The following is a 22,185-nucleotide window of genomic DNA, read 5'->3' as shown; positions in this document are numbered from 1 at the left end:
TTTTTATAATTTTTCTATTGCATTTTTTAACCTTAAAATTGTTTCTTCTTTACCTATCATTGCAATAATATCGAATAAATGTGGGCCTGCTAATTTACCTACCAAAGACAAACGTAAGGGTTGCATAACTTTACCAAATCCAATTTCTTTGGCAGTTATCCAAGCTTTAATTTCTTTTTCTGTATTTGCTGATGAAAAATCATCAATTTCTGATAGCACAGAAATCAATTCTTGCATTAATTCTGACGTACCTTCTTTCCAATTTTTCTTACTTGCTTTTGCATCATATTCAGTTGGTGTAACAAAAAAGAAAGACGATAACTCCCAAAAATCGGCTACAAAAACAGCTCTTTCTTTTATTGCTGAAACCACCTTTAAAACATAGTCTTTGTCTTTTGTAATTCCTTTTTCAGCTAAAATAGGTAAAAATAATTCAGTTAATTCAGCATCCGATTTTGTTTGCATGTACTGTTGTTGAAACCATTTTGCTTTGTCTGGACTAAATTTAGCTCCTGATTTGCTGACACGTTTTAAATCGAATTCTTGTATTAATTCTTCTAAAGAAAATAGTTCTTGCTCAGTTCCAGGATTCCATCCTAAGAAAGCCAACATATTTATAAAAGCATCTGCAAAATAACCATCTTCTTTATATCCACGTGAAACATCACCAGAAACTTCATTTGTGAATTCTAATGGAAAAACAGGAAATCCTAATTTATCTCCATCTCTTTTGCTTAATTTACCTTTACCCACTGGTTTTAAAATTAAGGGTAAATGTGCAAATTTTGGTGCAGACCAACCAAAAGCTCTGTATAATAAAACGTGTAATGGCATAGAAGGCAACCATTCTTCACCACGAATTACATGGCTAATTTGCATTAAATGATCGTCTACAATATTGGCTAAATGATAAGTTGGCATTCCATCACTTTTAAATAGAATTTTATCATCTAAAGTATTGGTATCAATTTTAATATTTCCACGAATTTCATCTTCCATTTCTAAAATTTCATCTTGTGGAGTTTTAAAACGAATTACATATTTATCGCCATTATCTATTCTTTTCTCAACTTCTTCATCAGACAAAACTAAAGAATTTACCAAACGTCCTTTTGCTCTATTGTGCCAATTGTAAATAAAAGTTTTACCTTCTAATTCATGTCCTTTTCTATGTGCGTCTAATTGTTCTGCAGTATCAAAAGCATAATAAGCCCAACCCGTTTTTAGTAAAGTATCTGCATATTCTTTGTATAATGCTTTACGTTCAGATTGTCTGTAAGGACCAAATTTTTCGTTGGTATTTGGACCTTCATCAAAAGGAATATTACACCATTCTAAAGCATCTATTATATATTGTTCTGCATTGGCAACATAACGTGTTTGGTCTGTATCTTCTATTCTTAAAATAAAAGTTCCGTTATTTTTTTTAGCAAATAAATAATTATACAAAGCTGTTCTTACACCTCCAATATGTAAAGGTCCTGTAGGACTTGGTGCAAAACGCACACGAACATTAGATTCCATTTTTTCTTGATTTTAAGCAGCAAAGATACTTTTCTATAAGCATAAAAAAAAGCCTTAACATAAGGCTTTTCTCTTATTCTCTATTAAGGTTAAATTCTTTAAAATTTATGATAAATTCCGAATGTAAATGCTATTTGTTTGGCAACATTATTCCCAAAAAAAGCAGCAGGCAAACTTGCAGTTACACCAAAATTTTGGGTAAACTCACCAATAGCTTTTATACCTAAAACTCCATATTCTTGATTGTTGATATATAAGGAAGTTAGCAAATTTTTATCTGGTAAATTAATATTTCCGTCTTTTAAAGATTTCTCAATATCTAAAAAACCAATTAACCATAAATTTTTAAATATTTTATGACCATATTCTCCACCAATTTTAAAGTTATTAGAATACTTATTAGTTCTAATTTTTGCACCAATAAAAGATTGAATATAGTTTTTACCAAAACTTTTTCCTGCTAAAAATAGGGGAGTAAATGTAAATGCATTGTATCCTGTTTTTATACCAGAAGTTTCAAAATATCTGCTGGTGTTTGTTTCTATGGATAATTGTGTAGAAAGTAACCAATCTTTTTTATAGAAATTATGTTTTATACCCAACTCTATATTTCCTAAAGCAGTTTTTGTTTCATTTATTGTTTCTGAACAATCTCCAATACAATCTATAGCAGGATCTAGATATTTTAAATCTTTTGCTGAAATTAATTTTAAAGGTACATTTACAATTAGAGTTGTGTTATTTGTTAAGCCATATTCTGTATAGAATTGCAAAGTATTATCAGATAATTCTCCTTTTATAGTATAATCAGGATCTCCAAAAAATTCGTCATAATTTGCAATTGACGTATAGGAAACTTGCGTATAGAATTTTCCTTTTTTCTGAGTCCAAGGACCTTGAGCAAATACTGATACACTTATAAATAGAAATAAAATTTTGGTAATCTTTAGCATAAGTTTAGTTTTTGATATTGAGTTAGTAGAAAACCATTTTAAATACTTACAAAGCTTTCTTTATACAAGATACATCAATTTTGTAAAGGTTGCGTAAATAGTTGTTTTAACAATTATTTTGTTGATGATCTTATCAAAAACATTATTTTTATTAGTTGATTATGAAAGCATTCGAAAACATACAGCTAAAATTAAATCAATTTACACGCAAATATTATAAAAGTGAATTGATAAAGGGAACTATTTTATTTTTTTCCTTGGGTTTATTATACTTCTTTTTTACGCTGTTTTTAGAATATTTTCTGTGGTTAAAACCAACTGCAAGAACTATTTTGTTTTGGGCATTTATTCTTGTAGAAGTTTTTTTGTTGATAAAATTTATCGCTTTTCCAATTTTTAAATTGATTGGTTTTAGAAAAGGAATTTCTTTAGAAGAATCATCCAAAATTATTGGAAACCATTTTCCTGAAGTAGGGGATAAGCTGTTAAACATTTTGCAACTCAAAAAAGATACAAAACAATCTGATTTAATTTTGGCAAGTATCAACCAAAAATCTTCTGAGTTAAATCCTATTCCTTTTGCAAAAGCTATAGATTTTAAACAGAATTCTAAATATTTAAAATATGCAGTTGTTCCAGTTTTAATTTATGTTATTAGTTTGTTTACCATTTCTAAAGGTTCATTAACGCAAAGTTTAGATCGTGTCGTAAATCACAGAACAGCATACAATCCTCCAGCACCATTTTTATTTAAAATAGAAAATAAAAGTTTACAGGTTATTCAAGGAAAATCAATTACAATTGATGTAAAAACGATTGGAGATGTAAAACCCAATGAAGCCAAAATAATCTATAACCAACAAGAATATTATTTACAAAACAATCAAAATGCATCTTTTTCATATACGTTTTCAGATGTACAAGAACCCATTAATTTTTATATTGATGCAAATGGAATTCAATCTCAAGAGTATCAAATTAATGTAATTGGTACCCCAACAATCAACAATATTTTGTTGGATTTAGATTATCCAAATTATTTAGGTAAACGAGATGAAACCATTCAGAATTCTGGAAATTTAATTGTTCCTGAAGGCACAAAAATTACATGGAAAGTGCAAACACATCAAACAGATAGTTTGGCTTTTATCAACAATAATAAAACATCTAGTTTTACAAAGATTGATAAAGATATTTTTGAGTTTAAAAGACAAGTAAAAAATGCGCTAACTTATCAAATATCATCATCCAACAAAAACCTTAAAGATTTCGAAAAATTACAATTTTCAGTTGGTGTTATTAAAGATGAATATCCAATGATTTCTGTAAGTTCTAATATTGATAGTATTTCTAGAGGAACTGCTCAATTTGCGGGTCAAATTTCTGATGATTATGGTTTAAAAAGATTGCAATTAATTTATTATGATGTAAATCATCCTGATAAAAAACAAAGTTTTCAATTACCAATCAATCAACAAAATATACAAACTTTCTTTTATCAATTTCCTGATGGATTAAATTTATCAAAAGGAATTAATTATGAAATATTTTTTCAAGTTACTGATAATGATATAGTTAATGGTAATAAATCTACAAAAAGTAAAGTTTTTAACTACAAACAGAAAACAGAAGAGGAAATAGAAGAAGAGCTTTTACAAGAACAAAGAAATACTATTAATGATCTTGAGAATTCTGTACAAAAACAAAAAAAGCAACAACAACAATTAGAAGATATTCAACAAGAATTGCAAAACAAAAAGAATATCAATTGGAATGATAAAAAGCGAGTAGAAAGTTTTATTAAGCGTCAAGAACAATACAAACAAATGATGCAAAGACAAACTGAAAAACTCCAAGAAAATCTTGATGAAAAAACTGAAGAAGATGAAAATTTACAAGAAAAGAAAGAAGATTTAAAAGAGAGAATAAATGAACTTAAAAAGCTAGATAAGCAACAAAAATTGTTGGACGAAATTCAAAAAATGGCAGATAAATTAAACAAAGAAGATTTAGTTAAAAAAGCCAAAGAATTAGCCCAACAAAATAAACAACAACAACGTAGTTTAGAGAAAACTTTAGAAATGGTAAAACGTTTTTACGTAGAACAAAAAACTATGCAAATTGCAAATAAAATAGAAGAGCTTTCTAAAACACAATCTGATTTAGAATCTAAAGAAGAGCCTTCACTTAATGAACAACAAGAAATCAAAAAAGAATTCAATGAAATTAAAAAAGAACTAGAAGAACTTGATAAAGATAATGAGAATTTAAAAGAACCTATGGAATTGCCAGATGTTGAAGATGAAAAAGAAGACATAGATAAAGAACTTGAAAACTCTGAAGAAAATCTTCAACAAAATAAATTGCAACAAGCTAAAAAAAATCAAAAGCAATCATCAAAAAAGATGAAAGCGATGAGTGCTAAAATGCAAAATAGAATGATGGAAATGCAAGGTGAATCTATGGAAGAGAATATTGAAGATTTGCGTAAAATTTTAGAAAATCTAATTATTTTTTCTTTTCAACAAGAACAATTAATGAATAAGTTTTCTGAAACTTCAACAAGTCATCCAGATTTTGGTAAAGACTTAAAAAAGCAAAATCAAATAAAAACCTATTTCGAACATATTGATGATAGTTTGTATGTTATGGCCATGCGTCTTCCAAAAATATCTACTAAAATTCAAGACGACTTGTCTTCTATTCATTATAATTTAGAACAATCTTTATATAATTTTTCTGAAAATCGATTTAATAACGGTGTTTCTAATCAACGTTATGTAATGACAGCCACTAACAATTTAGCTGATTATTTAAGCAATATTTTGAATAGCATGCAAAATAACATGTCAATGAAAATGGGTAAAGGAAAACCACAACCTGGTTTTAGCTTACCAGATCTCATCAAAAAGCAAGAAGGCCTATCAAAGAAGATGGAAGATGGAATGCAAAAAGGTGATAAAAGTGGTAAAGGTAAACAAGGTAATAAGCCAAATGAGAAGGGTAAACCTGGTGAAAAAGGAGAAGAGGGTAGTAGTGGTAAAGGTTCAAAATCTAATGAGGGAAACAATGGAAATAAGAATGGAGAAGGAGAAGGATCTAATGATGATTTAGATGGTGAATTGTATGAGATTTTTAAACAACAATCTCAGCTAAGACAAGAATTGCAAAACGCAATTAAAGATAGTGAAAACGGAATGGAAGGTGGAAATGGTAATGCAAAGAAAGCATTAAAATCTATGGAAGAATTAGAAAATGAAATTTTAGAAAAAGGTTTTAATGCGGCTACACTTCAAAAAATGCAGAATCTAAATTACGAATTATTAAAACTTGATAAAGCTGCATTAGAACAAGGAAAAGATAAAAAACGTAAATCGAATACCAATCAAAAAGAGAATAAACGTAACAAAGTACAAGAGCTTAAATTTAAAAAGCAGTTTTACAATCAAATAGAAATATTAAACAGACAATCCTTACCTTTGCAGCAAAATTATAAAAATAAGGTTAGAGATTATTTTTCTGATCCCCAAAAGGATTAACTATGAAAAAAGTAATTATTATATTTTTCTTTTGTGCTTTTACAAGTTTAGCAAATGCAAATAATAATGTTTTTAATGAAATAAGAATACCAAAAGAATTTAAAACAGAAAATACATTTTCTGGTGATTTATCAGACAAAGATTCTTTTCATTTAATTTTTGCAAAAAATAAAAAAACAAAAAACTATAAAGTTTTCTCTTATTTATTTGATGGTAATACATCTGTTGAATTACCAAGTTTAATAAATGAAAAATCTTATGGTGTGGTTTCTTTTCATCAAAAAAACAATATTTTATCTTTATTACTAAGCTATAAAATTAAAAAGGAATCTTTTATTAAAACAGTACATTATAATCTTAAAACAAAAGAAAAAAAAGAGTTTGAAGCTGTTTCTCATAATGATTTTATGACATCAATAAGAACAAAAGATCAATCAATTTTAATCTATAAAACAGATGATGCTTTTATAGTTTCTTCTTTTGTTGGTAATAATAAACCACATTCGAAAGAATTAGCTTTAGATAAAGATTCTAATGTAAAAACATTTTTTAAAAATGAATCTGTTTCTTCAATTAAAACAGATGAGTTTGTTGCAAATGGTTCTACTAACAAAGTTCGTTTGTATTTCGAAAATAATACACTTTTCTTTACAAGAGATTCAGATGAACCTTTTAACTTTAACCTTGGTGGAATTCCCTTAAACAATAAAAAAGCTAATATTACTCAGTTACTAAAATTCAATTTGAGTGAGTCAACATTAAAACCGGTTTTTTTTACTTTTGAAAATGCAAATGGAGAGAAGTTTAAAAAAGCAACATCTTTTTTTACTAAAGATAAACTCTTTCAATTAGCACTTTCTAAAAAAGCTGGGTTTATAAATATAGCTGATGTAAATACTGGTAAATCTTTAAATGTAATTGCTTTAGATGAATTACTTTCTAATAAAATTAAAGGAAATCTAGAATTTCAAGGAATAGAAAAGTTTTTAAAAAATGCAGGTAAAAATAAGTACAATGCTACTATAACTGCTAATAAAACTAAATCAGATAAAATTAGAGTTAGAGTAGATTATGTCGATATTTCGTATAACTATAATTACAACTGGTGGTGGCATCATCAACAGTTTATGTGGCATATGCAACAACACCAAATGCAAATGATTCAACAGAATATTCAAAGAAATATACCTACAGGTTTTGGTCCAAGAATTGTAGATGATTATGTGTTTGAAAATGCTGTAATTCTAAAGGAAAAACGTTTTTTCGAATTATTAATAGATTTAAATGGAAGTCTTATAGATGATGAGTTGCCAGAAACTATTTACAAAGAAATTGATAAAAAAGAATATATAGATAAATTAGATGAAATTGCTACTTATTCTAACGAGTCTAGTTGTTTCTTAAAAGATAGTTTTCGCTTTATTGCTTATGATAAAAAACATAAAAAATTTGTAATTCAAACAAATACTATAAAATGATAACGTTTAATTACGAAACAGATTTTAATTTATCTGATGAAAAATTATTAGAGAATTGGGTTCAAAATGTAATCATAAATCATGGTTTTGAATTGGGTGAAATCAATTATATTTTTTGTGATGATACTTATCTTCACGATTTAAATGTAAAGTTTTTACAACATGATACACTTACAGATGTTATCAGTTTTGATAATTCTTTGGGTAAACTTATTAATGGAGATATTTATATTTCTATAGAGAGAGTAGAAGATAATGCAAAAGATTTTAAGGTTTCTTTTGATGATGAATTACACAGAGTAATGATTCATGGAGTTTTACATTACATGGGTTTTAAAGATAAATCTGAAGAGGATAAAGTGATTATGAGAGACGAAGAGGATAAAGCTTTATCGTTAATTAATTAGAAAAAAATATTAAAGTTCCACGTGGAACTACTTTTAAAAAATGAGTTTATTTTCAACAACATACGATGTTATTGTAGTAGGTGGAGGCCATGCAGGAAGTGAAGCTGCTGCTGCAGCTGCAAATATGGGTGCACACACTTTATTAATTACAATGAATTTGCAAAATATTGCACAAATGAGTTGTAATCCTGCAATGGGTGGTATTGCAAAGGGACAAATAGTTCGTGAAATTGATGCCTTAGGAGGGTATAGTGCTATTGTTACAGATAAGACAGCTATTCAGTTTAAAATGCTAAATAAATCCAAAGGACCTGCTATGTGGAGTCCAAGAGCACAATCTGATAGAATGCAGTTTGCAGAATGTTGGAGAACCATGTTAGAGCAAACTGAAAATTTAGATTTTTATCAAGATTCTGTAAATGGTTTATTGTTTAAAGATGATAAAATTATTGGAGTTAAAACTGCTTTAGGTTTAGAGATAAAAGCTAAAACTGTTGTAATAACTGCAGGTACTTTTTTAAATGGATTAATCCATATTGGAGAAAAAACATTTGGTGGTGGTAGAGCAGGAGAAGGAGCTTCTACAGGAATAACTGAAGATTTAGTTGCTAAAGGTTTTGAAGCTGGTAGAATGAAAACTGGAACACCACCAAGAGTTGATGGTCGTTCTTTAGATTATTCTAAAATGATAGAACAACCAGGAGATGAAAATACTGAGAAATTTTCTTATTTGCCAATTACTAATAATTTAACCAAACAACGTTCTTGTTATTTAACGTATACGAATTTAGAGGTACACGAATTATTAAAAGAAGGCTTTGATAGGTCTCCGATGTTTAATGGTAGAATTAAATCTACAGGACCTAGATATTGCCCTTCAGTAGAGGATAAAATTAATCGTTTTGCAACAAAAGAAAGGCATCAAATATTTGTAGAACCAGAAGGATGGACCACTTGCGAAATGTATGTAAATGGTTTTTCTACATCGCTACCAGAAGACATTCAAGACAAAGCAATAAGAGCTATTCCTGGTTTCGAAAATGTAAAGTTTTTTAGATATGGTTATGCTATAGAATACGATTATTTTCCACCAACGCAACTAACACATTCTTTAGAAACAAAGCTGATTAAGAATTTATTTTTTGCGGGTCAAATTAATGGAACAACAGGTTACGAAGAAGCCGCAGCTCAAGGATTAATGGCTGGTGTAAATGCTGCTTTAAAAGTACAAGAAAAAGAGCCTTTTATTTTAAAAAGAAACGAAGCTTATATTGGTGTTTTAGTCGATGATTTAATTACAAAGGGTACAGAAGAGCCTTATAGAATGTTTACCTCTAGAGCAGAATATAGAACTTTATTAAGGCAAGATAATGCAGATTTAAGATTAACTCCAAAAGCTTTTGAACTTGGTTTAGCTTCTAAAGAAAGAATGGATCGTGTTTTAGAAAAGCAAAGAAAAACAGATTTATTAATTCAGTTTTTAGAAAAAACAAGTGTTAAGCAAGAGGAAATAAATCCTATTTTAGAAGCTAAAAATTTAGCATTGGTAAATCAATCTATGAAGCTTTTTAAAATTGCTGCTAGACCTCAATTAGATTTTTCTGATTTTAAAAATGTCGATAAACTAAGCACTTTTATAAATGATAATGATATTGATAAAGAGGTTATAGAACAAGCAGAAATTTACCTAAAATATTCGGGTTATATAGCTAAAGAAAAGAATAATGCTGATAAGTTAAATAGATTAGAAAATGTAATGATTCCTTCTAGTTTTAATTATCAAAAAGTAAAATCTTTATCTTTTGAAGCACGAGAGAAATTAAGTAAAATTCAACCAACTTCTATTTCTCAAGCAAGTAGAATTAGTGGAGTATCGCCAAGTGATATTTCTGTATTATTAGTGTATATGGGTAGGTAATTTATCTGTAATTTAATAGATGTTCCTCGTGGAACAAATTAAAATTTATCAGAAAAAAAACACAATATTTAATTCCTGCTTAGGCAGGAATTTCAATTTTAAGATGATTATAAATGAATAACAAAATTGATTTTTATAAAGATTTAAAACCTTTTTTAGACTGTAAAGATTTTACGGTTTCTGGTGAAGCTTATCAAGTAAAAAAGAATGAGGAGTTTGAGATGTTAGTTACAGTTCCTGTTCCAAAAAATTTAGGAGATTATTATAAAAGCGAAGATTATATTTCCCACACAGATTCTAAAAAATCTTTGTTTGATAAAGTGTATCAATCTGTAAAAAACATCACCTTAAAAAGAAAACTAAAATTGATAAATTCTTTTAATACTTCTTCTAAAAACATTTTAGATGTTGGAGCAGGTACAGGAGATTTTTTAAAAGTTTGTGCAACCAATTCTTGGAATGTTTTTGGATCAGAACCAAATCTTGGAGCAAGAAATATTGCTTTAAAAAAAGGAATAACTTTAGAAGAAGATCTATCAAAATTTAATAATCATCAATTTGATGTAATTACTCTTTGGCATGTTTTAGAACATGTAGAACATTTAGAAGAGTACATTTCTACTTTACAAAACTTACTTACTAAAAATGGTAAATTAATCATTGCTGTGCCAAATTATAAAAGTTACGATGCAAAACATTATCAACAATTTTGGGCTGCTTTTGATGTGCCTAGACATTTATGGCATTTTTCTCAAACATCAATTGCCAAATTATTTGCTAAAGAAAATATGATTGTAGAAAAAACATTACCAATGAAGTTTGATGCTTACTATGTTTCTTTGTTAAGTGAAAAATATAAGTCTAAAGCTATGAAACCAATTTCTGCATTTTTTACAGGATTCAAATCGAATTTAAGTGCAAAAAGCACAAATGAGTATTCTTCTTTAATATATGTACTTAAAAAGAAGTAAAAACGGATTTTAAATAGTTTAAAATTTAATTTATTTTTAAAATAGCAGAAATACCTTGATAAATAAATAAAACCCCTTAAAACTTACGTTTTAAGGGGTTTTTATATAATAAAAACTTATAGAGAATTTATAAATTCATAGATTTTAGTTATTTAATAAATACACACCTAAAAGGGTAATGATAAAATAGACACCTAAGCTCATTGCTCCTGGATAATCTTTTGCAAGACGTTGCCCAATGAGCATAAAAATTAAACTGATTGCAGAAAGCTCTAAACCTAGTAAAGCAATTTCTTTTGTTTCGGAATTATAAATTTGATAAACTCCTATCATCATTAAAAGTGTTGCAATTATTTCTATTCCTAAAAGAATAGCTAATAATAAAGGAACACTATTTTTTAAAGGTGAGTTTTTAAAATGATTTTTGATAAAAGAAATAGTACCTTTCCAATCGAACAACTTTTCAACAGCAGATAAAAAAAATGTGATTATTAAAAATAAGAGAATTAAAATCTCTGTTGGATAGTTAGATAAAAACTTCATCTACTTATTTACTAGTAATCTTCTTTAAGAAGTTTTTTACTTTGGCTGTAGCTTCTTTAATTTCTTCTTGAGCATCTTCTGCAAAATCAGCCAAATGTTCTGCAGCTTCATGTGCAAATTCTGATCCTTTTTCAGAAATAATATCAAAAGCTTCTTTAGCATCATCTGTAAATTCAGTGGCCTTTTGTTTTACTTTTTCTATGTTTTCATCAGTAAAAGTTTCATTAATTTTTTCTTTTGCACCATCAATTACACTTTTAGCTCCATCTTTAATTTTAGAGGTACTATTTTGAGTGTTTTCGCTAAAATTTTGTGCAGTTTCTTGAGTTGGTCTATGGTATAAATTACCTTTTTTATACAACATAATAATCTGATTTATAGTTAATTAATTACTTATTAAATTTATTTAAAAGCCTGATCTACAGGTTCCCAAAGTTCTATTTTATTACCTTCGTTATCTAAAATCCAACCGAATTTACCGTATTCAAATTCTTGCATTTCACCAACAATGGTAACACCTTCTTTTTTTAATTCTGATAACAATTCTACTAAATTTTCGACTCTATAATTAAACATAAAGTCTTTTTTAGAAGGTTCAAAATAATCTGTTTTTTTGGCAAAAGGGCTCCATTGCGTAGAAGCGTCATTGCCTTGCTTGTCTTTCCACCAAAAGGTAGAACCCCAATCATCAGTATTAAAACCTAAGTGTTTTTTGTACCAATCTTTTGCTGCTTTTGGATCATCAGATTTAAAAAATAACCCTCCAATTCCTGTAACTCTATTTTTCATATTTTATTTCTTTTTTAAAGCAGTTTCGTATGTATTTATCCAATCGTCTACAGATATTTTACGTACTAATTCTGCAATTAATTCATAAGGAATTTCTTCCATTTTTTTAAAACGCACACAACTTTTACCCATATCTAACTTACGTTTACAATGTTTTGGGTATTCTGCAACAAACCAATCATAAATATCTTGATTAGCGTAAATACCTGAATGATAAAAGTTAACAGAGTTTTTTTGTGATGCAAAACTCATAAAAGGTAAAGGTTCTTTTGGGTTGCAATGATAACCATCTGGATAAATAGAATGAGGTACAAAATAACTGATAAAGTTGTATTGCATACCTTCTTCAAAACCATCAGGTAAATTGTCTTTTATGGTTTTTCTTAATTTGTGTAAAGTTTCTTTTCGTTCTTCTGGAACTTGAGAAATATACTCTTCTGGTGAATTTGCTTTGTATTGCATAACATCATTTTTTGATGACAACAAGTTAACAAAAATTTGCTTGTATTTTATCAACAATTGTTTGTGCCAATCTTTCTTTGCTTTCAACTGTCCAGCCAGCAACATGAGGAGATAAAAGCACCTTCTCTGAATGGATTAAGTATTGAAAAGCTTCTGGCATTTTATCATCAGAAAATAAGTTTTCGAAAGACGACTTTTCATATTCTAAAACATCCAAACCAGCACCTAAAATTTTACCCGTTTGTAAAGCATCAACCAAATCTTTGGTAACTACAGATGTTCCACGTGCAGTATTTATCAACCAAAAATTCTTTTTAAAATTATTAATAAATTCTGCATTTATCATATTTTTAGTAAGCTCAGTTTGTGGAGTGTGTAAACTTAAAACATCAGCTTTAGCTTGTAAATCTGATAAAGTAACTTGTTTACAATTGGCATCACCAACATTAGGTTTTATGTCGTAACAAATTACATCAACATTAAAACCACGTAATTTTTTTGCGAAAGATTTTCCCATATTTCCATAACCAATTAACCCTACAGTTCTTCCATCGAGTTCAATTCCTCTGTTTTCTTCACGCAACCATTTTCCATTTCTAACTTCTTGATCAGCTTTATTTAATTTATTAAAAAGTGATAAAAGCATTCCTAAAGCATGTTCGCCAACAGCATTTCTATTACCTTCTGGAGCAGCAATTAGTGTAATGTTTTTTGATGTTGCATAATCGCAATCTATATTTTCTAAACCGGCACCAACTCTACCAATAAATTTTAGGTTTGTGGCTTTGTCTAAAAAAGCTTTATCAATTTTAAATCGACTTCTAATGATAAAACCATCATACAAATGAATTTTGGCTTCGATTTCTTGTTTTGTTGAAGTATAATCTTCATCATTTTGAAATCCTAAATCATTCAGTTGATTTATTAATAAAGGGTGATTTGTATCTAAATGAAGAATTTTCATATACAGATTGTTAGATTGTTAGATTGTTGGAATTTTAGATTTATAGAGTGGAACTAAATTTTGACATCATCTTAATAATTTGATGCAAAGTGTCATTTAATTTTTCTAATTCTAGCTTATTAATGAATCCTAAATCAAAAGAAAGTAATAATTGAGTTTCTATTTCATAACAAGAACCAAGAGAAATCATTAAAAAACGATTAAAATCTTTGTTAGATTTTCTTGAAGCTCCTTCAGCAATATTTGAAGGAATAGAAACACTTGCTCTTCTTAATTGAGATACTAAACCAAATTTTTCAGATTGAGGAAATTGATCGGTTATTTGATAAATTTCTTTGCAAAATGTTCTACTTGCTTGCCAAAATTTCAACTCTTTATAACGATGCATAGCTTTTAGATACCTAGATTTCTGGATAGTTAGATAGAAGACTTATAAGAGAAATTTAAATATCTAACAATCTAACAATCTAATATTCTAATATTCTAATATTCTAATATTTTATTTTAATACTGTTCTTTATCATTAGGAAAATCGCCAGACTTTACATCATCTACATAACTTTCAAAAGCACCAGTCATATCAGAAAACAAGTCTAAATACCTACGTAAAAAACGAGGATTAAATTCGTGCGTCATTCCAATCATATCATGCGTAACCAAAACCTGTCCATCAACACCATTTCCTGCTCCAATTCCGATTACTGGTATAGAAATAGCTTCAGCAACTTTTTGTGCCAAAGCAGCAGGTACTTTTTCTAAAACAAGTGCAAAGCAACCTATTTTTTCTAACATTAACGCATCTTGCATTAATTTTTCTGCTTCTTGTTCTTCTTTAGCTCTTACAGTATAAGTACCAAATTTATAGATAGATTGTGGTGTTAATCCTAAATGACCCATTACAGGAATTCCTGCATTTAAAATACGTTTTATAGATTCTTTTATTTCTTTACCACCTTCTAATTTTATAGAATGAGCACCAGATTCTTTCATAATTCTAATGGCAGAACGTAAAGCTTCTTTTGGATCTGATTGATAACTACCAAAAGGTAAATCTACCACAACCAAACAACGTTCTATGGCTCTTACAACAGAGCTTGCATGATAAATCATTTGATCTAATGTAATAGGCAGCGTAGTTTCATGACCAGCCATAACATTACTAGCAGAATCACCTACTAAAAGCACATCTAAACCTGCTTTATCTAAGATCTTTGCCATGGTATAATCGTAAGCTGTTAACATCGAGATTTTTTCTCCATTTGCTTTCATATCTACCAAAGATTTTACAGTAATTCTTTTGTACTGTTTTTTTGCTGTCGACATATTTTTTAGATTTTTAGACTTTGGTAAAAGTAAGAAATAAAAGCAGATGTTTAACCAGTTAATAATTCGTTAATTTGATTTTGATTTCTATTGTATTTCAGTTATTTAATTAAATTTAGAGCTTTAAAATTGATGTACAATGCAAAAAATTATTACTTATTTAATACTTCTTTTTTTTTCGATAACACTTACAGCCCAAGAAAAACCAAGTGCAGAAGAGTACAATAAAAGTGCTTTAGAGATAAAAAAGGTAATCGAAACTTTTTTTGATGGCTTACACAAAGGTGATAGTACTTTGCTAAAAAGTACGTTGCATAAGGATGTTAAAATACAAACAACATCTACTAGTAAAAAAGGAGAAAATATTCTAAAAACAGATTCTAAACAACAATTGTTAACCTCTGTAGCAAATAAAAATCCTGAGCATATGTATTTAGAAAAATTATTGTCTTTTGATATTAAGATTGATGGAAATTTAGCTTCTGTATGGACACCTTATGAGTTTTATTTTAATGGCAATTTTAGTCATTGTGGAGCCAATTCTTTTCAACTATTTTATAATAATGGCACATGGGAAATTATTTATTTGGTAGATATGCGAAGAAGAGAAAGTTGTAAGGTATTAAAAGAAAAAAAATAGCATTATATTTGATTTTTTAAATTTAAGATGCCTAAAACAGAAGTTACTTTAGCACCAAATAAATGGATAGATAATTATGCAGATTACCTGTTTAATTATGCTGTTGTACGTGTTAATAACAGTGATTTGGCAAAAGATTTGGTACAAGAAACTTTTTTTGCAGGATTAAAATCTGCAAAGAATTTTCAAGGAAAATCTACAGAAAGAACTTGGTTAGTATCCATCTTAAAAAGAAAAGTAATAGACCATTATAGAAAAATAAATTCTAAGAAAGGACAAGCCGAAATTAGAATGAACTTTTATAATGATGGCGAAAATGAAGGAAGTTGGTTAGAAGAACGTGTACCACAAAGTTGGGATAATGCATCAGAAAAAACCATAGAAAATGAAGAATTAAAAAGCCAAATAGACGTTTGTATAGATAATTTACCAGAAAAATACGCTATGGTTTTTAGAATGAAAACCATTCAAGAATTTGAAACCGAAGAAATTTGTAAGGAACTAGACATAACAGCGTCAAATTTATGGGTTATCATCCACAGGGCCAGAACTCAATTAAGAAAGTGTATGGAAGATAATTGGTTTAATAATTAAGATATGTTCAAAAAATTTGTTTTAACTTGCGATGAAGCTACAGCCATTTGTGATAAAAACCAATATGGTGAAGCAACATTTTTAGAAAAAGTTAAATTAAACCTTCACTTTTTAGTTTGTAAAATTTGTTTAAAATACACGAAACAGAACATGAAATTGACTAAAATTTATAAAAGTCATGCAAAAAATTGTAAAAGTTTACAACATTGTATGAGTGAAGAAGATAAATTAGAATTAAAAGAAAAGCTTAAAAATATTAAAGTATAAAAGAAGTTTTTTCGGTTTTATCAAAACCGTATTTTTGATTTTTTGTTAGATTGACGGAATTTATAGAAATATAGGTTCCGTTTTTTTTATATTTTTGAAAGCTTATTTATTATTAGTAAAACACTTATTAAATGCACTTTTTACCAGAAAAAATAGACAATTATGTTGTAGCGCATTCGCAACAAGAGCCTAATTTATTAAAAGAATTAAGCAAAGAAACTTGGCAAAAAGTGTTAAATCCTAGAATGTTAAGTGGTGCTTTTCAAGGTAGAGTGTTGTCTATGCTATCAAAATTAATTCAACCCAAAACAATTTTAGAAATTGGTACATATACAGGGTATTCTGCATTGTGTTTAGCCGAAGGTTTATCAACAAAAGGTAAAATAATTACAATAGATAAAAACGAAGAATTAGAAACTTTACAAAATAAGTATTTCGAAAAATCGGGTTATAGAAATCAAATTACACAGATTGTTGGAGATGCAACAAAAATTATCCCAGAACTAAAAGAGAATTTCGATTTGGTTTTTATTGATGCAGACAAATCCAATTACATCAATTACTTTCATTTAATTATTGAAAAAATGAATCCTGGAGGAATTATTTTATCTGATAATGTGCTTTGGAGTGGAAAAATTGTAGAAGAGTTACATCCTAAAGACAAAGACACAAAAATATTGTTAGCCTATAATGCCTTGCTAAATAACGATTCTAGAATAGAAACTGTTTTGTTGCCAATAAGAGACGGATTAACTGTAAGTAGAGTAAAATAAACTTACATATTTCTTTTTATAGGACCCGTTAAATCGTCGATATTTTCTTTAACACCCTTAATTTCTTTATGGATGTCTTTCGTAAGATCTGTATCTACACCAATTTCTTTAGAGCTGTTGTTAATTTCTTGCTTAATTTCGTTGGTTGCATCTTTTACTTGACGCATTCCTTTACCTAATCCTCTGGCAATTTCAGGTATTTTATCTGCACCAAAAACCATTACTACAATTAATAGTATGATAAAAACTTCTGGAGCACCAATAAATAAAAAATGTATGTTCATAACTATTGCAAAGATAATAGTAATTCTTATAGTTTTTTTAAAAAAACGATGTTAAAAAAAACGCAGTTTCGCATTTTTACAGTCTTTATTTTTATGTTTTTTAGTTTTTTATTCTATAGTTTTAATTTTTATAAATACGTAAATAACTGTAAAACAATATAATATATATGTGTTTACTGGTTTTTGATAACGGTTTTTTAACTTTAACATAATTTGTATATGTTATAAAAAAGTGTAACTTTGCTTCAGAAACCCTTAAACCCCTTAAAATGAGACCCCTAAAGAAAGTCGCAGCGCTAGCTGTGGTACTAATTGGTATATTATCATTTAGTATAAAAGAACACACAACAATTAAACCTACCTTAAGTTTAGACGGAATTAATATTGACGAACTACTTACAAAGCAACAGTTTGAATGTAGACCAAATTCAGATTTTATGTTTTATGTAGAAACTGATCTTGTTAAAAAGATTAGAGGAGCAAATAATATAAATGCTAAAGTTTATCTTTTAGATAAAACTACTGGAAGAAAAAATTTAATTTCTCAAGAAAACATTCAAATTAAAAAATACCAAGATGCCATTGCTTTAGATGGTTTTAATACAGACCAAAATTTTAAAAACACCGTTTTACAAAATGGAGATAAAATTATTGGTGGTTCTGGAGAATCTTTATATGCTTTTGATGAGCTAATTAAAAATGAAATCATTTTTAATGGCTACATTAATGCTACCAACAAATTATTAAGATTAAAGAGGTCTATTTAGAAAAATACAATTACCCCTAAAAACCCCTAGAATCTAAAACCTAAAGGCTTTATGCTTTTAGGTTTTATTTTTTTACCAACATTCGCTTAATTTCATTCAATTTCATTAAAGCTTCAATTGGTGTTAATGTATCAATATTTGTAGCCAAAATTTCTTCTCTAATATTTTCTAACAAAGGATCATCTAACTGAAAAAAGCTGAGTTGCATTTCTTCTTCTTGAGTTTGTTTTAAAACATCTTTAACTTCAGCATTTTTATTATTTTCTTCTAGTTTTTTCAATATTTTATTGGCTCTATGAATTACCATATTTGGCATTCCAGCTAGTTTGGCTACGTGAATTCCAAAACTATGATTAGAGCCTCCAGCAACCAATTTACGTAAGAAAATAATGTTGTCTTCTAGTTCTTTTACAGACACATTAAAGTTTTTAATGCGCTCAAAAGTCGTGGTCATTTCATTCAATTCGTGATAATGTGTGGCAAATAATGTTTTTGCTTTTGATGGATGTTCGTGCAAAAACTCAGAAATGGCCCAAGCAATCGATATTCCATCATAAGTAGAGGTTCCTCTACCAATTTCATCTAAAAGAATTAAACTGCGCTCAGAAACGTTATTTAAGATCGATGCAGTTTCGTTCATTTCTACCATAAATGTAGATTCTCCCATAGAAATATTATCACTAGCACCAACTCTGGTAAAAATCTTGTCTACAATCCCAATTTTTGCATTTTGAGCAGGAACATAACTACCCATTTGCGCTAATAAAACAATGAGGGCAGTTTGACGTAAAATGGCAGATTTACCAGACATGTTTGGTCCAGTAATCATTATAATTTGTTGTTGATTCCTGTTTAAAACAACATCATTAGCAATATAGGTTTGATCAATAGGAAGTTGTTTTTCAATTACAGGATGTCTACCATTTTTAATGTCTAAATCTGTGCTTTCATCCATAATAGGACGAACGTAATTATTATCTACAGCCAATACAGAAAAGGATAACAAACAATCTATTTTTGCTATAATCTGTGCGTTTTCTTGTACAATATCAACAAACTGAATGATATATTGCAACAGTTTCGAGAAAATTTCTTGCTCTAATTTGGCAATTTTTTCCTCTGCTCCTAAAATTTTGGTTTCGTATTCTTTTAGTTCTTCAGTAATGTATCGTTCAGCAGAAACTAAGGTCTGTTTTCTAATCCATTGTTCAGGAACTTTGTCTTTATGTGTGTTTCTAACCTCTATGTAATAGCCAAACACATTGTTAAACGCAATTTTTAAACTTGTAATTCCTGTAGCTTCAGTTTCACGCGCTAATAGTTCATCTAAAAACTGTTTTCCTGATGATGAAATTGCACGTAAATCATCCAATTCTTGATGTACATTGTTGGCAATTGCGTTTCCTTTATTGATGTTTACAGGAGCATCATCAAACAAGGTTTCAGAAATTTTTGTGATTAAATCTTCACAAGTATGGAGTTGTTTTCCTAAATTTTGAACAGCTTTATTTTTACTCTTTTCAGCTTCAATTTTTATCGGTAAAATTGCTTTTAGAGAATCTTTTAACAATACAATTTCTCTTGGTGAAGCTTTACCAGTTGCTACTTTAGAAATGAGTCTTTCTAAATCAGAAATTTGTTTTAATTGATAGGTTACAGTTTGCGAAAATTCATCAGAATCTATAAAAAACTTTACCAATTCATGACGATTTTTAATTTCATCAATATTTTTTAAAGGCAAAGCCAACCAACGTTTTAACAATCTTCCACCCATAGGTGAAATGGTTTTATCAATTACATCTAAAAGCGTTACTGCATTTACAGAATTTGGGTTGTACAATTCTAAATTACGAACTGTAAAACGATCCATCCAAACATAGTTATCTTCAGCAATTCTGCTGATATTTTGAATGTGTTTTAATTGATTATGTTGTGTTTCAGATAAATAATACAGCACTGCACCAGCAGCAATAATTCCGTTTTTTAAATCTTGAACACCAAAACCTTTAAGCGTTTTTACTTCAAAATGATTTTGTAAAGTTTCGTTGGCATATTCTTTTTGAAAAACCCAATCATCTAAATAAAACGTATAATACCTGTTTTCAAAAAGTTCTAAGAATTTTTGCTTGTTTTGTTTCTGAACTAAAACCTCACTTGGACTAAAATTTTGCAGTAATTTATCAATATATTCTGATGTTCCTTGAGCAACTAAATATTCGCCTGTAGAAACATCCAAAAATGAAATTCCGAGTTGTTTTTTATCAAAATGAACAGCCGCTAAAAAGTTGTTGCTTTTGCTTTGTAAAACTTCATCATTTAAAGAAACACCAGGAGTAACCAATTCTGTAACTCCACGTTTTACAATGGTTTTGGTCATTTTTGGGTCTTCTAACTGATCGCAAATGGCAACACGCATTCCCGCTTTTACCAACTTTGGTAAATACGTATTTAAAGAATGATGAGGAAAGCCAGCCAATGCTGTTTCAGAATCTGAACCTGCACCACGTTTTGTTAAGGTAATTCCTAAAACTTGAGCTGCTTTTTTAGCATCATCTCCAAAAGTTTCGTAGAAATCTCCAACACGAAAAAGCAACATAGCATCAGGATATTTGTTCTTGATAGTATTGTACTGTTTCATTAAAGGAGTTACCTTTTTCGCTTTCTGTTTTGCCAAGTTTTTGGAAATTTTCAATTAGTTTTGCGAAGATAAAAAAAAGACTTTAGCCTTTAGCTCTTAGCTATTAGTTTTCACACCAAACTAACAAAAAGCTAAAAGCTAAAAGCCAACAGCTAAATTTATGAGGAAATTAAAAAATAACGAGTTAGGTAGAATTTCGGTTGATGAATTTAAAGCCGTTGAAAAAACACCAATTATTGTGGTTTTAGATAACATTAGAAGTTTAAATAATATTGGTTCTGTGTTTAGAACTAGTGATGCTTTTTTGATTGAAAAAATCTATTTGTGTGGTATTTGTGCAACTCCGCCAAACAAAGATATTCATAAAACGGCTTTGGGTGCTACAGAATCTGTAGATTGGGAATATGCTGAAAGTACACTTTCAGTAGTTCAAAATTTAAAAGATTCAAAAGTTAAAGTTTTGGCCATTGAACAAGCTGAAAACTCGACAAAACTAGATACTTTTTTGCCAGAAAAGAATCAAAAATATGCCATTGTAATGGGTAATGAAGTAAAAGGCGTGCAACAAGAAGTGGTAAATGCTAGCGATTTTTGTATTGAAATTCCGCAATTAGGCACCAAACATTCTTTAAATATTTCTGTAACTACTGGAGTTGTAATTTGGGATTTGTTTACCAAAATGAAAATGTAAATTTGATAATTTGTATATTTGATTGAAAAATAAATGTTTATGGATTTACAATCAGACTTAAAATGGATACATAAAGAACTTGATGAAGTAAAGGATGTTTCTTTAATTCAAATTATTAAGAATATAATTGAGAATAGAAAAAATGTATCTTCTGATAGAATTTCTACAGCTCAATATAATGTAGAAATAGACAATTCTATTGCTCAAATTAAAGAAGGCAAAACAACATCTCACAGTGAAGTTGGTAACCGAATTATGAAATGGTCAGGGAAATAATCTGGACAAATAATACTGAAGCTGATTTAAATTTTTGTTTTTCTGAATTTTTAGAACACTGTGAATCTATAGATGTTACTAAAAGAATTTTTATTGAAATTTATAATTCAGTTTCTATTTTAGCTACAAATGCAGAGATTTATAAATTAGATTTACTCAAAAAAAACAATAAGGGAAATATTAGATTTTTTGAAAAACATAGTTATAGAATTTCTTATTTAATAGATACAAAATTTGTTTATATACTTAGAATTAGACCTTCTAGAAAAGAGCCTTTAGAGTTTTAATTTTTGATAATAACCTCTAAAATCATTGTTTTTAGCAAACAAGTTTAGCCCAGATTGAATGGCCTGTTTGAGCTCTTTTTGTTTTTACAAAAAAGCG

General features: G+C 28.6%; 24 protein-coding genes. 13 read left to right on the top strand and 11 right to left on the bottom strand.

Translation table 11 applies throughout. From position 1 onward, the window contains the following. Nucleotides 1-3: 3 nt before the first annotated feature. The gene (gene gltX / locus ACWYN7_RS03475; protein WP_462858456.1) at nt 4-1,524 is read right to left on the bottom strand and encodes a glutamate--tRNA ligase; all 1,521 of its coding nucleotides are present in this window, start codon (nt 1,522-1,524) and stop codon (nt 4-6) included. A 98-nt stretch (nt 1,525-1,622) separates the two neighbouring features. After that, the gene (locus tag ACWYN7_RS03470; protein WP_462858455.1) at nt 1,623-2,477 is read right to left on the bottom strand and encodes a hypothetical protein; all 855 of its coding nucleotides are present in this window, start codon (nt 2,475-2,477) and stop codon (nt 1,623-1,625) included. A 161-nt stretch (nt 2,478-2,638) separates the two neighbouring features. Here ACWYN7_RS03470 and ACWYN7_RS03465 point away from each other — a divergent pair, with 161 nt between their 5' ends. From ACWYN7_RS03465 to ACWYN7_RS03445, 5 genes are all read left to right on the top strand, one after another. Further along, nucleotides 2,639-6,016 (top strand): DUF4175 family protein, encoded by a 3,378-nt coding sequence (locus tag ACWYN7_RS03465; RefSeq protein ID WP_462858454.1) that lies wholly within the window; start codon nt 2,639-2,641, stop codon nt 6,014-6,016. Nucleotides 6,017-6,018: 2 nt separating this feature from the next. After that, nucleotides 6,019-7,494, top strand: a complete 1,476-nt coding sequence (locus ACWYN7_RS03460; protein WP_462858453.1) for a hypothetical protein — start codon at nt 6,019-6,021, stop codon at nt 7,492-7,494. Further along, nucleotides 7,491-7,901: an rRNA maturation RNase YbeY gene (ybeY, locus tag ACWYN7_RS03455; protein ID WP_462858452.1), complete on the top strand. Its 411-nt coding sequence runs from the start codon at nt 7,491-7,493 to the stop codon at nt 7,899-7,901. The genes ACWYN7_RS03460 and ybeY overlap by 4 nt, the downstream gene beginning before the upstream one ends. Nucleotides 7,902-7,941: 40 nt before the next feature. Next, the gene (gene mnmG / locus ACWYN7_RS03450; protein ID WP_462858451.1) at nt 7,942-9,819 is read left to right on the top strand and encodes a tRNA uridine-5-carboxymethylaminomethyl(34) synthesis enzyme MnmG; all 1,878 of its coding nucleotides are present in this window, start codon (nt 7,942-7,944) and stop codon (nt 9,817-9,819) included. A gap of 113 nt (nt 9,820-9,932) precedes the next feature. Then, complete coding sequence (locus ACWYN7_RS03445) at nt 9,933-10,790, top strand: class I SAM-dependent methyltransferase (RefSeq protein WP_462858450.1); 858 nt, start codon at nt 9,933-9,935, stop codon at nt 10,788-10,790. A gap of 144 nt (nt 10,791-10,934) precedes the next feature. Here ACWYN7_RS03445 and ACWYN7_RS03440 read toward each other — a convergent pair whose 3' ends face one another. The 7 genes from ACWYN7_RS03440 to panB all read right to left on the bottom strand — a co-directional run bounded on the left by ACWYN7_RS03440 (nt 10,935) and on the right by panB (nt 14,871). Beyond that, entirely contained in the window at nt 10,935-11,333 is a 399-nt protein-coding gene (locus tag ACWYN7_RS03440) for a DoxX family protein (protein WP_462858449.1), read from the bottom strand. A gap of 4 nt (nt 11,334-11,337) precedes the next feature. Then, nucleotides 11,338-11,697, bottom strand: a complete 360-nt coding sequence (locus ACWYN7_RS03435) for a hypothetical protein (protein ID WP_462858448.1) — start codon at nt 11,695-11,697, stop codon at nt 11,338-11,340. A 38-nt stretch (nt 11,698-11,735) separates the two neighbouring features. After that, on the bottom strand, nt 11,736-12,122 hold the full coding sequence (locus ACWYN7_RS03430; RefSeq protein WP_068361430.1) for a VOC family protein: 387 nt from the start codon (nt 12,120-12,122) through the stop codon (nt 11,736-11,738). Between the two features lie 3 nt (nt 12,123-12,125). Then, nucleotides 12,126-12,584, bottom strand: coding sequence for a DUF1801 domain-containing protein (locus ACWYN7_RS03425; protein ID WP_462858447.1), 459 nt, complete (start codon nt 12,582-12,584; stop codon nt 12,126-12,128). Between the two features lie 25 nt (nt 12,585-12,609). Beyond that, the gene (locus ACWYN7_RS03420) at nt 12,610-13,548 is read right to left on the bottom strand and encodes a 2-hydroxyacid dehydrogenase (protein ID WP_462858446.1); all 939 of its coding nucleotides are present in this window, start codon (nt 13,546-13,548) and stop codon (nt 12,610-12,612) included. 40 nt (nt 13,549-13,588) lie between these two features. Next, nucleotides 13,589-13,936, bottom strand: coding sequence for a four helix bundle protein (locus tag ACWYN7_RS03415; protein ID WP_462858445.1), 348 nt, complete (start codon nt 13,934-13,936; stop codon nt 13,589-13,591). Nucleotides 13,937-14,052: 116 nt separating this feature from the next. Beyond that, entirely contained in the window at nt 14,053-14,871 is an 819-nt protein-coding gene (panB, locus tag ACWYN7_RS03410; RefSeq protein WP_459486129.1) for a 3-methyl-2-oxobutanoate hydroxymethyltransferase, read from the bottom strand. A 139-nt stretch (nt 14,872-15,010) separates the two neighbouring features. Here panB and ACWYN7_RS03405 point away from each other — a divergent pair, with 139 nt between their 5' ends. From ACWYN7_RS03405 to ACWYN7_RS03390, 4 genes are all read left to right on the top strand, one after another. Continuing rightward, nucleotides 15,011-15,511 carry a nuclear transport factor 2 family protein gene (locus ACWYN7_RS03405; RefSeq protein WP_462858444.1) on the top strand — a complete coding sequence of 167 codons (501 nt, stop codon included), beginning with the start codon at nt 15,011-15,013 and terminating at the stop codon, nt 15,509-15,511. 27 nt (nt 15,512-15,538) lie between these two features. Further along, nucleotides 15,539-16,105, top strand: coding sequence for a sigma-70 family RNA polymerase sigma factor (locus ACWYN7_RS03400; protein WP_462858443.1), 567 nt, complete (start codon nt 15,539-15,541; stop codon nt 16,103-16,105). A gap of 3 nt (nt 16,106-16,108) precedes the next feature. After that, nucleotides 16,109-16,372 (top strand): hypothetical protein, encoded by a 264-nt coding sequence (locus ACWYN7_RS03395; RefSeq protein WP_462858442.1) that lies wholly within the window; start codon nt 16,109-16,111, stop codon nt 16,370-16,372. Nucleotides 16,373-16,503: 131 nt separating this feature from the next. After that, complete coding sequence (locus ACWYN7_RS03390; protein ID WP_462858441.1) at nt 16,504-17,145, top strand: O-methyltransferase; 642 nt, start codon at nt 16,504-16,506, stop codon at nt 17,143-17,145. 2 nt (nt 17,146-17,147) lie between these two features. Here ACWYN7_RS03390 and tatA read toward each other — a convergent pair whose 3' ends face one another. Then, nucleotides 17,148-17,429: a twin-arginine translocase TatA/TatE family subunit gene (gene tatA / locus ACWYN7_RS03385; RefSeq protein WP_462858440.1), complete on the bottom strand. Its 282-nt coding sequence runs from the start codon at nt 17,427-17,429 to the stop codon at nt 17,148-17,150. Between the two features lie 269 nt (nt 17,430-17,698). Here tatA and ACWYN7_RS03380 point away from each other — a divergent pair, with 269 nt between their 5' ends. Next, nucleotides 17,699-18,196, top strand: a complete 498-nt coding sequence (locus ACWYN7_RS03380) for a hypothetical protein (protein ID WP_462858439.1) — start codon at nt 17,699-17,701, stop codon at nt 18,194-18,196. A 64-nt stretch (nt 18,197-18,260) separates the two neighbouring features. On the opposite strand, the gene mutS is transcribed toward ACWYN7_RS03380, so the two are convergent. Further along, nucleotides 18,261-20,834 carry a DNA mismatch repair protein MutS gene (mutS, locus tag ACWYN7_RS03375; protein WP_462858674.1) on the bottom strand — a complete coding sequence of 858 codons (2,574 nt, stop codon included), beginning with the start codon at nt 20,832-20,834 and terminating at the stop codon, nt 18,261-18,263. A 160-nt stretch (nt 20,835-20,994) separates the two neighbouring features. On the opposite strand from mutS, the gene ACWYN7_RS03370 reads away from it, so the two are divergent. Genes ACWYN7_RS03370 through ACWYN7_RS03360 form a run of 3 tightly spaced genes read left to right on the top strand, consistent with a single transcriptional unit; the run spans nt 20,995 to nt 22,088 of the window. Beyond that, nucleotides 20,995-21,525, top strand: coding sequence for an RNA methyltransferase (locus ACWYN7_RS03370; RefSeq protein ID WP_462858438.1), 531 nt, complete (start codon nt 20,995-20,997; stop codon nt 21,523-21,525). A 39-nt stretch (nt 21,526-21,564) separates the two neighbouring features. After that, nucleotides 21,565-21,801 carry a hypothetical protein gene (locus ACWYN7_RS03365; RefSeq protein WP_462858437.1) on the top strand — a complete coding sequence of 79 codons (237 nt, stop codon included), beginning with the start codon at nt 21,565-21,567 and terminating at the stop codon, nt 21,799-21,801. Continuing rightward, the gene (locus ACWYN7_RS03360; protein ID WP_462858436.1) at nt 21,786-22,088 is read left to right on the top strand and encodes a hypothetical protein; all 303 of its coding nucleotides are present in this window, start codon (nt 21,786-21,788) and stop codon (nt 22,086-22,088) included. Before ACWYN7_RS03365 ends, ACWYN7_RS03360 begins: the two co-directional genes overlap by 16 nt. Nucleotides 22,089-22,185: the final 97 nt, after the last annotated feature.

This window comes from Polaribacter sp. M10, assembly GCF_054968445.1.
The sequence above is the reverse complement of the archived record's forward strand: the minus strand, read 5'-3'. Positions and strand labels throughout refer to the sequence as shown.

What these genes read in the sequence shown, in the direction of transcription:
- gltX (WP_462858456.1), bottom strand. Translation starts at nt 1,524, where the DNA reads ATGGAATCTAATGTTCGTGTGCGTTTTGCACCAAGTCCTACAGGACCT.
- ACWYN7_RS03470 (WP_462858455.1), bottom strand. Translation starts at nt 2,477, where the DNA reads ATGCTAAAGATTACCAAAATTTTATTTCTATTTATAAGTGTATCAGTA.
- ACWYN7_RS03465 (WP_462858454.1), top strand. Translation starts at nt 2,639, where the DNA reads ATGAAAGCATTCGAAAACATACAGCTAAAATTAAATCAATTTACACGC.
- ACWYN7_RS03460 (WP_462858453.1), top strand. Translation starts at nt 6,019, where the DNA reads ATGAAAAAAGTAATTATTATATTTTTCTTTTGTGCTTTTACAAGTTTA.
- ybeY (WP_462858452.1), top strand. Translation starts at nt 7,491, where the DNA reads ATGATAACGTTTAATTACGAAACAGATTTTAATTTATCTGATGAAAAA.
- mnmG (WP_462858451.1), top strand. Translation starts at nt 7,942, where the DNA reads ATGAGTTTATTTTCAACAACATACGATGTTATTGTAGTAGGTGGAGGC.
- ACWYN7_RS03445 (WP_462858450.1), top strand. Translation starts at nt 9,933, where the DNA reads ATGAATAACAAAATTGATTTTTATAAAGATTTAAAACCTTTTTTAGAC.
- ACWYN7_RS03440 (WP_462858449.1), bottom strand. Translation starts at nt 11,333, where the DNA reads ATGAAGTTTTTATCTAACTATCCAACAGAGATTTTAATTCTCTTATTT.
- ACWYN7_RS03435 (WP_462858448.1), bottom strand. Translation starts at nt 11,697, where the DNA reads ATGTTGTATAAAAAAGGTAATTTATACCATAGACCAACTCAAGAAACT.
- ACWYN7_RS03430 (WP_068361430.1), bottom strand. Translation starts at nt 12,122, where the DNA reads ATGAAAAATAGAGTTACAGGAATTGGAGGGTTATTTTTTAAATCTGAT.
- ACWYN7_RS03425 (WP_462858447.1), bottom strand. Translation starts at nt 12,584, where the DNA reads ATGCAATACAAAGCAAATTCACCAGAAGAGTATATTTCTCAAGTTCCA.
- ACWYN7_RS03420 (WP_462858446.1), bottom strand. Translation starts at nt 13,548, where the DNA reads ATGAAAATTCTTCATTTAGATACAAATCACCCTTTATTAATAAATCAA.
- ACWYN7_RS03415 (WP_462858445.1), bottom strand. Translation starts at nt 13,936, where the DNA reads ATGCATCGTTATAAAGAGTTGAAATTTTGGCAAGCAAGTAGAACATTT.
- panB (WP_459486129.1), bottom strand. Translation starts at nt 14,871, where the DNA reads ATGTCGACAGCAAAAAAACAGTACAAAAGAATTACTGTAAAATCTTTG.
- ACWYN7_RS03405 (WP_462858444.1), top strand. Translation starts at nt 15,011, where the DNA reads ATGCAAAAAATTATTACTTATTTAATACTTCTTTTTTTTTCGATAACA.
- ACWYN7_RS03400 (WP_462858443.1), top strand. Translation starts at nt 15,539, where the DNA reads ATGCCTAAAACAGAAGTTACTTTAGCACCAAATAAATGGATAGATAAT.
- ACWYN7_RS03395 (WP_462858442.1), top strand. Translation starts at nt 16,109, where the DNA reads ATGTTCAAAAAATTTGTTTTAACTTGCGATGAAGCTACAGCCATTTGT.
- ACWYN7_RS03390 (WP_462858441.1), top strand. Translation starts at nt 16,504, where the DNA reads ATGCACTTTTTACCAGAAAAAATAGACAATTATGTTGTAGCGCATTCG.
- tatA (WP_462858440.1), bottom strand. Translation starts at nt 17,429, where the DNA reads ATGAACATACATTTTTTATTTATTGGTGCTCCAGAAGTTTTTATCATA.
- ACWYN7_RS03380 (WP_462858439.1), top strand. Translation starts at nt 17,699, where the DNA reads ATGAGACCCCTAAAGAAAGTCGCAGCGCTAGCTGTGGTACTAATTGGT.
- mutS (WP_462858674.1), bottom strand. Translation starts at nt 20,834, where the DNA reads ATGAAACAGTACAATACTATCAAGAACAAATATCCTGATGCTATGTTG.
- ACWYN7_RS03370 (WP_462858438.1), top strand. Translation starts at nt 20,995, where the DNA reads ATGAGGAAATTAAAAAATAACGAGTTAGGTAGAATTTCGGTTGATGAA.
- ACWYN7_RS03365 (WP_462858437.1), top strand. Translation starts at nt 21,565, where the DNA reads ATGGATTTACAATCAGACTTAAAATGGATACATAAAGAACTTGATGAA.
- ACWYN7_RS03360 (WP_462858436.1), top strand. Translation starts at nt 21,786, where the DNA reads ATGGTCAGGGAAATAATCTGGACAAATAATACTGAAGCTGATTTAAAT.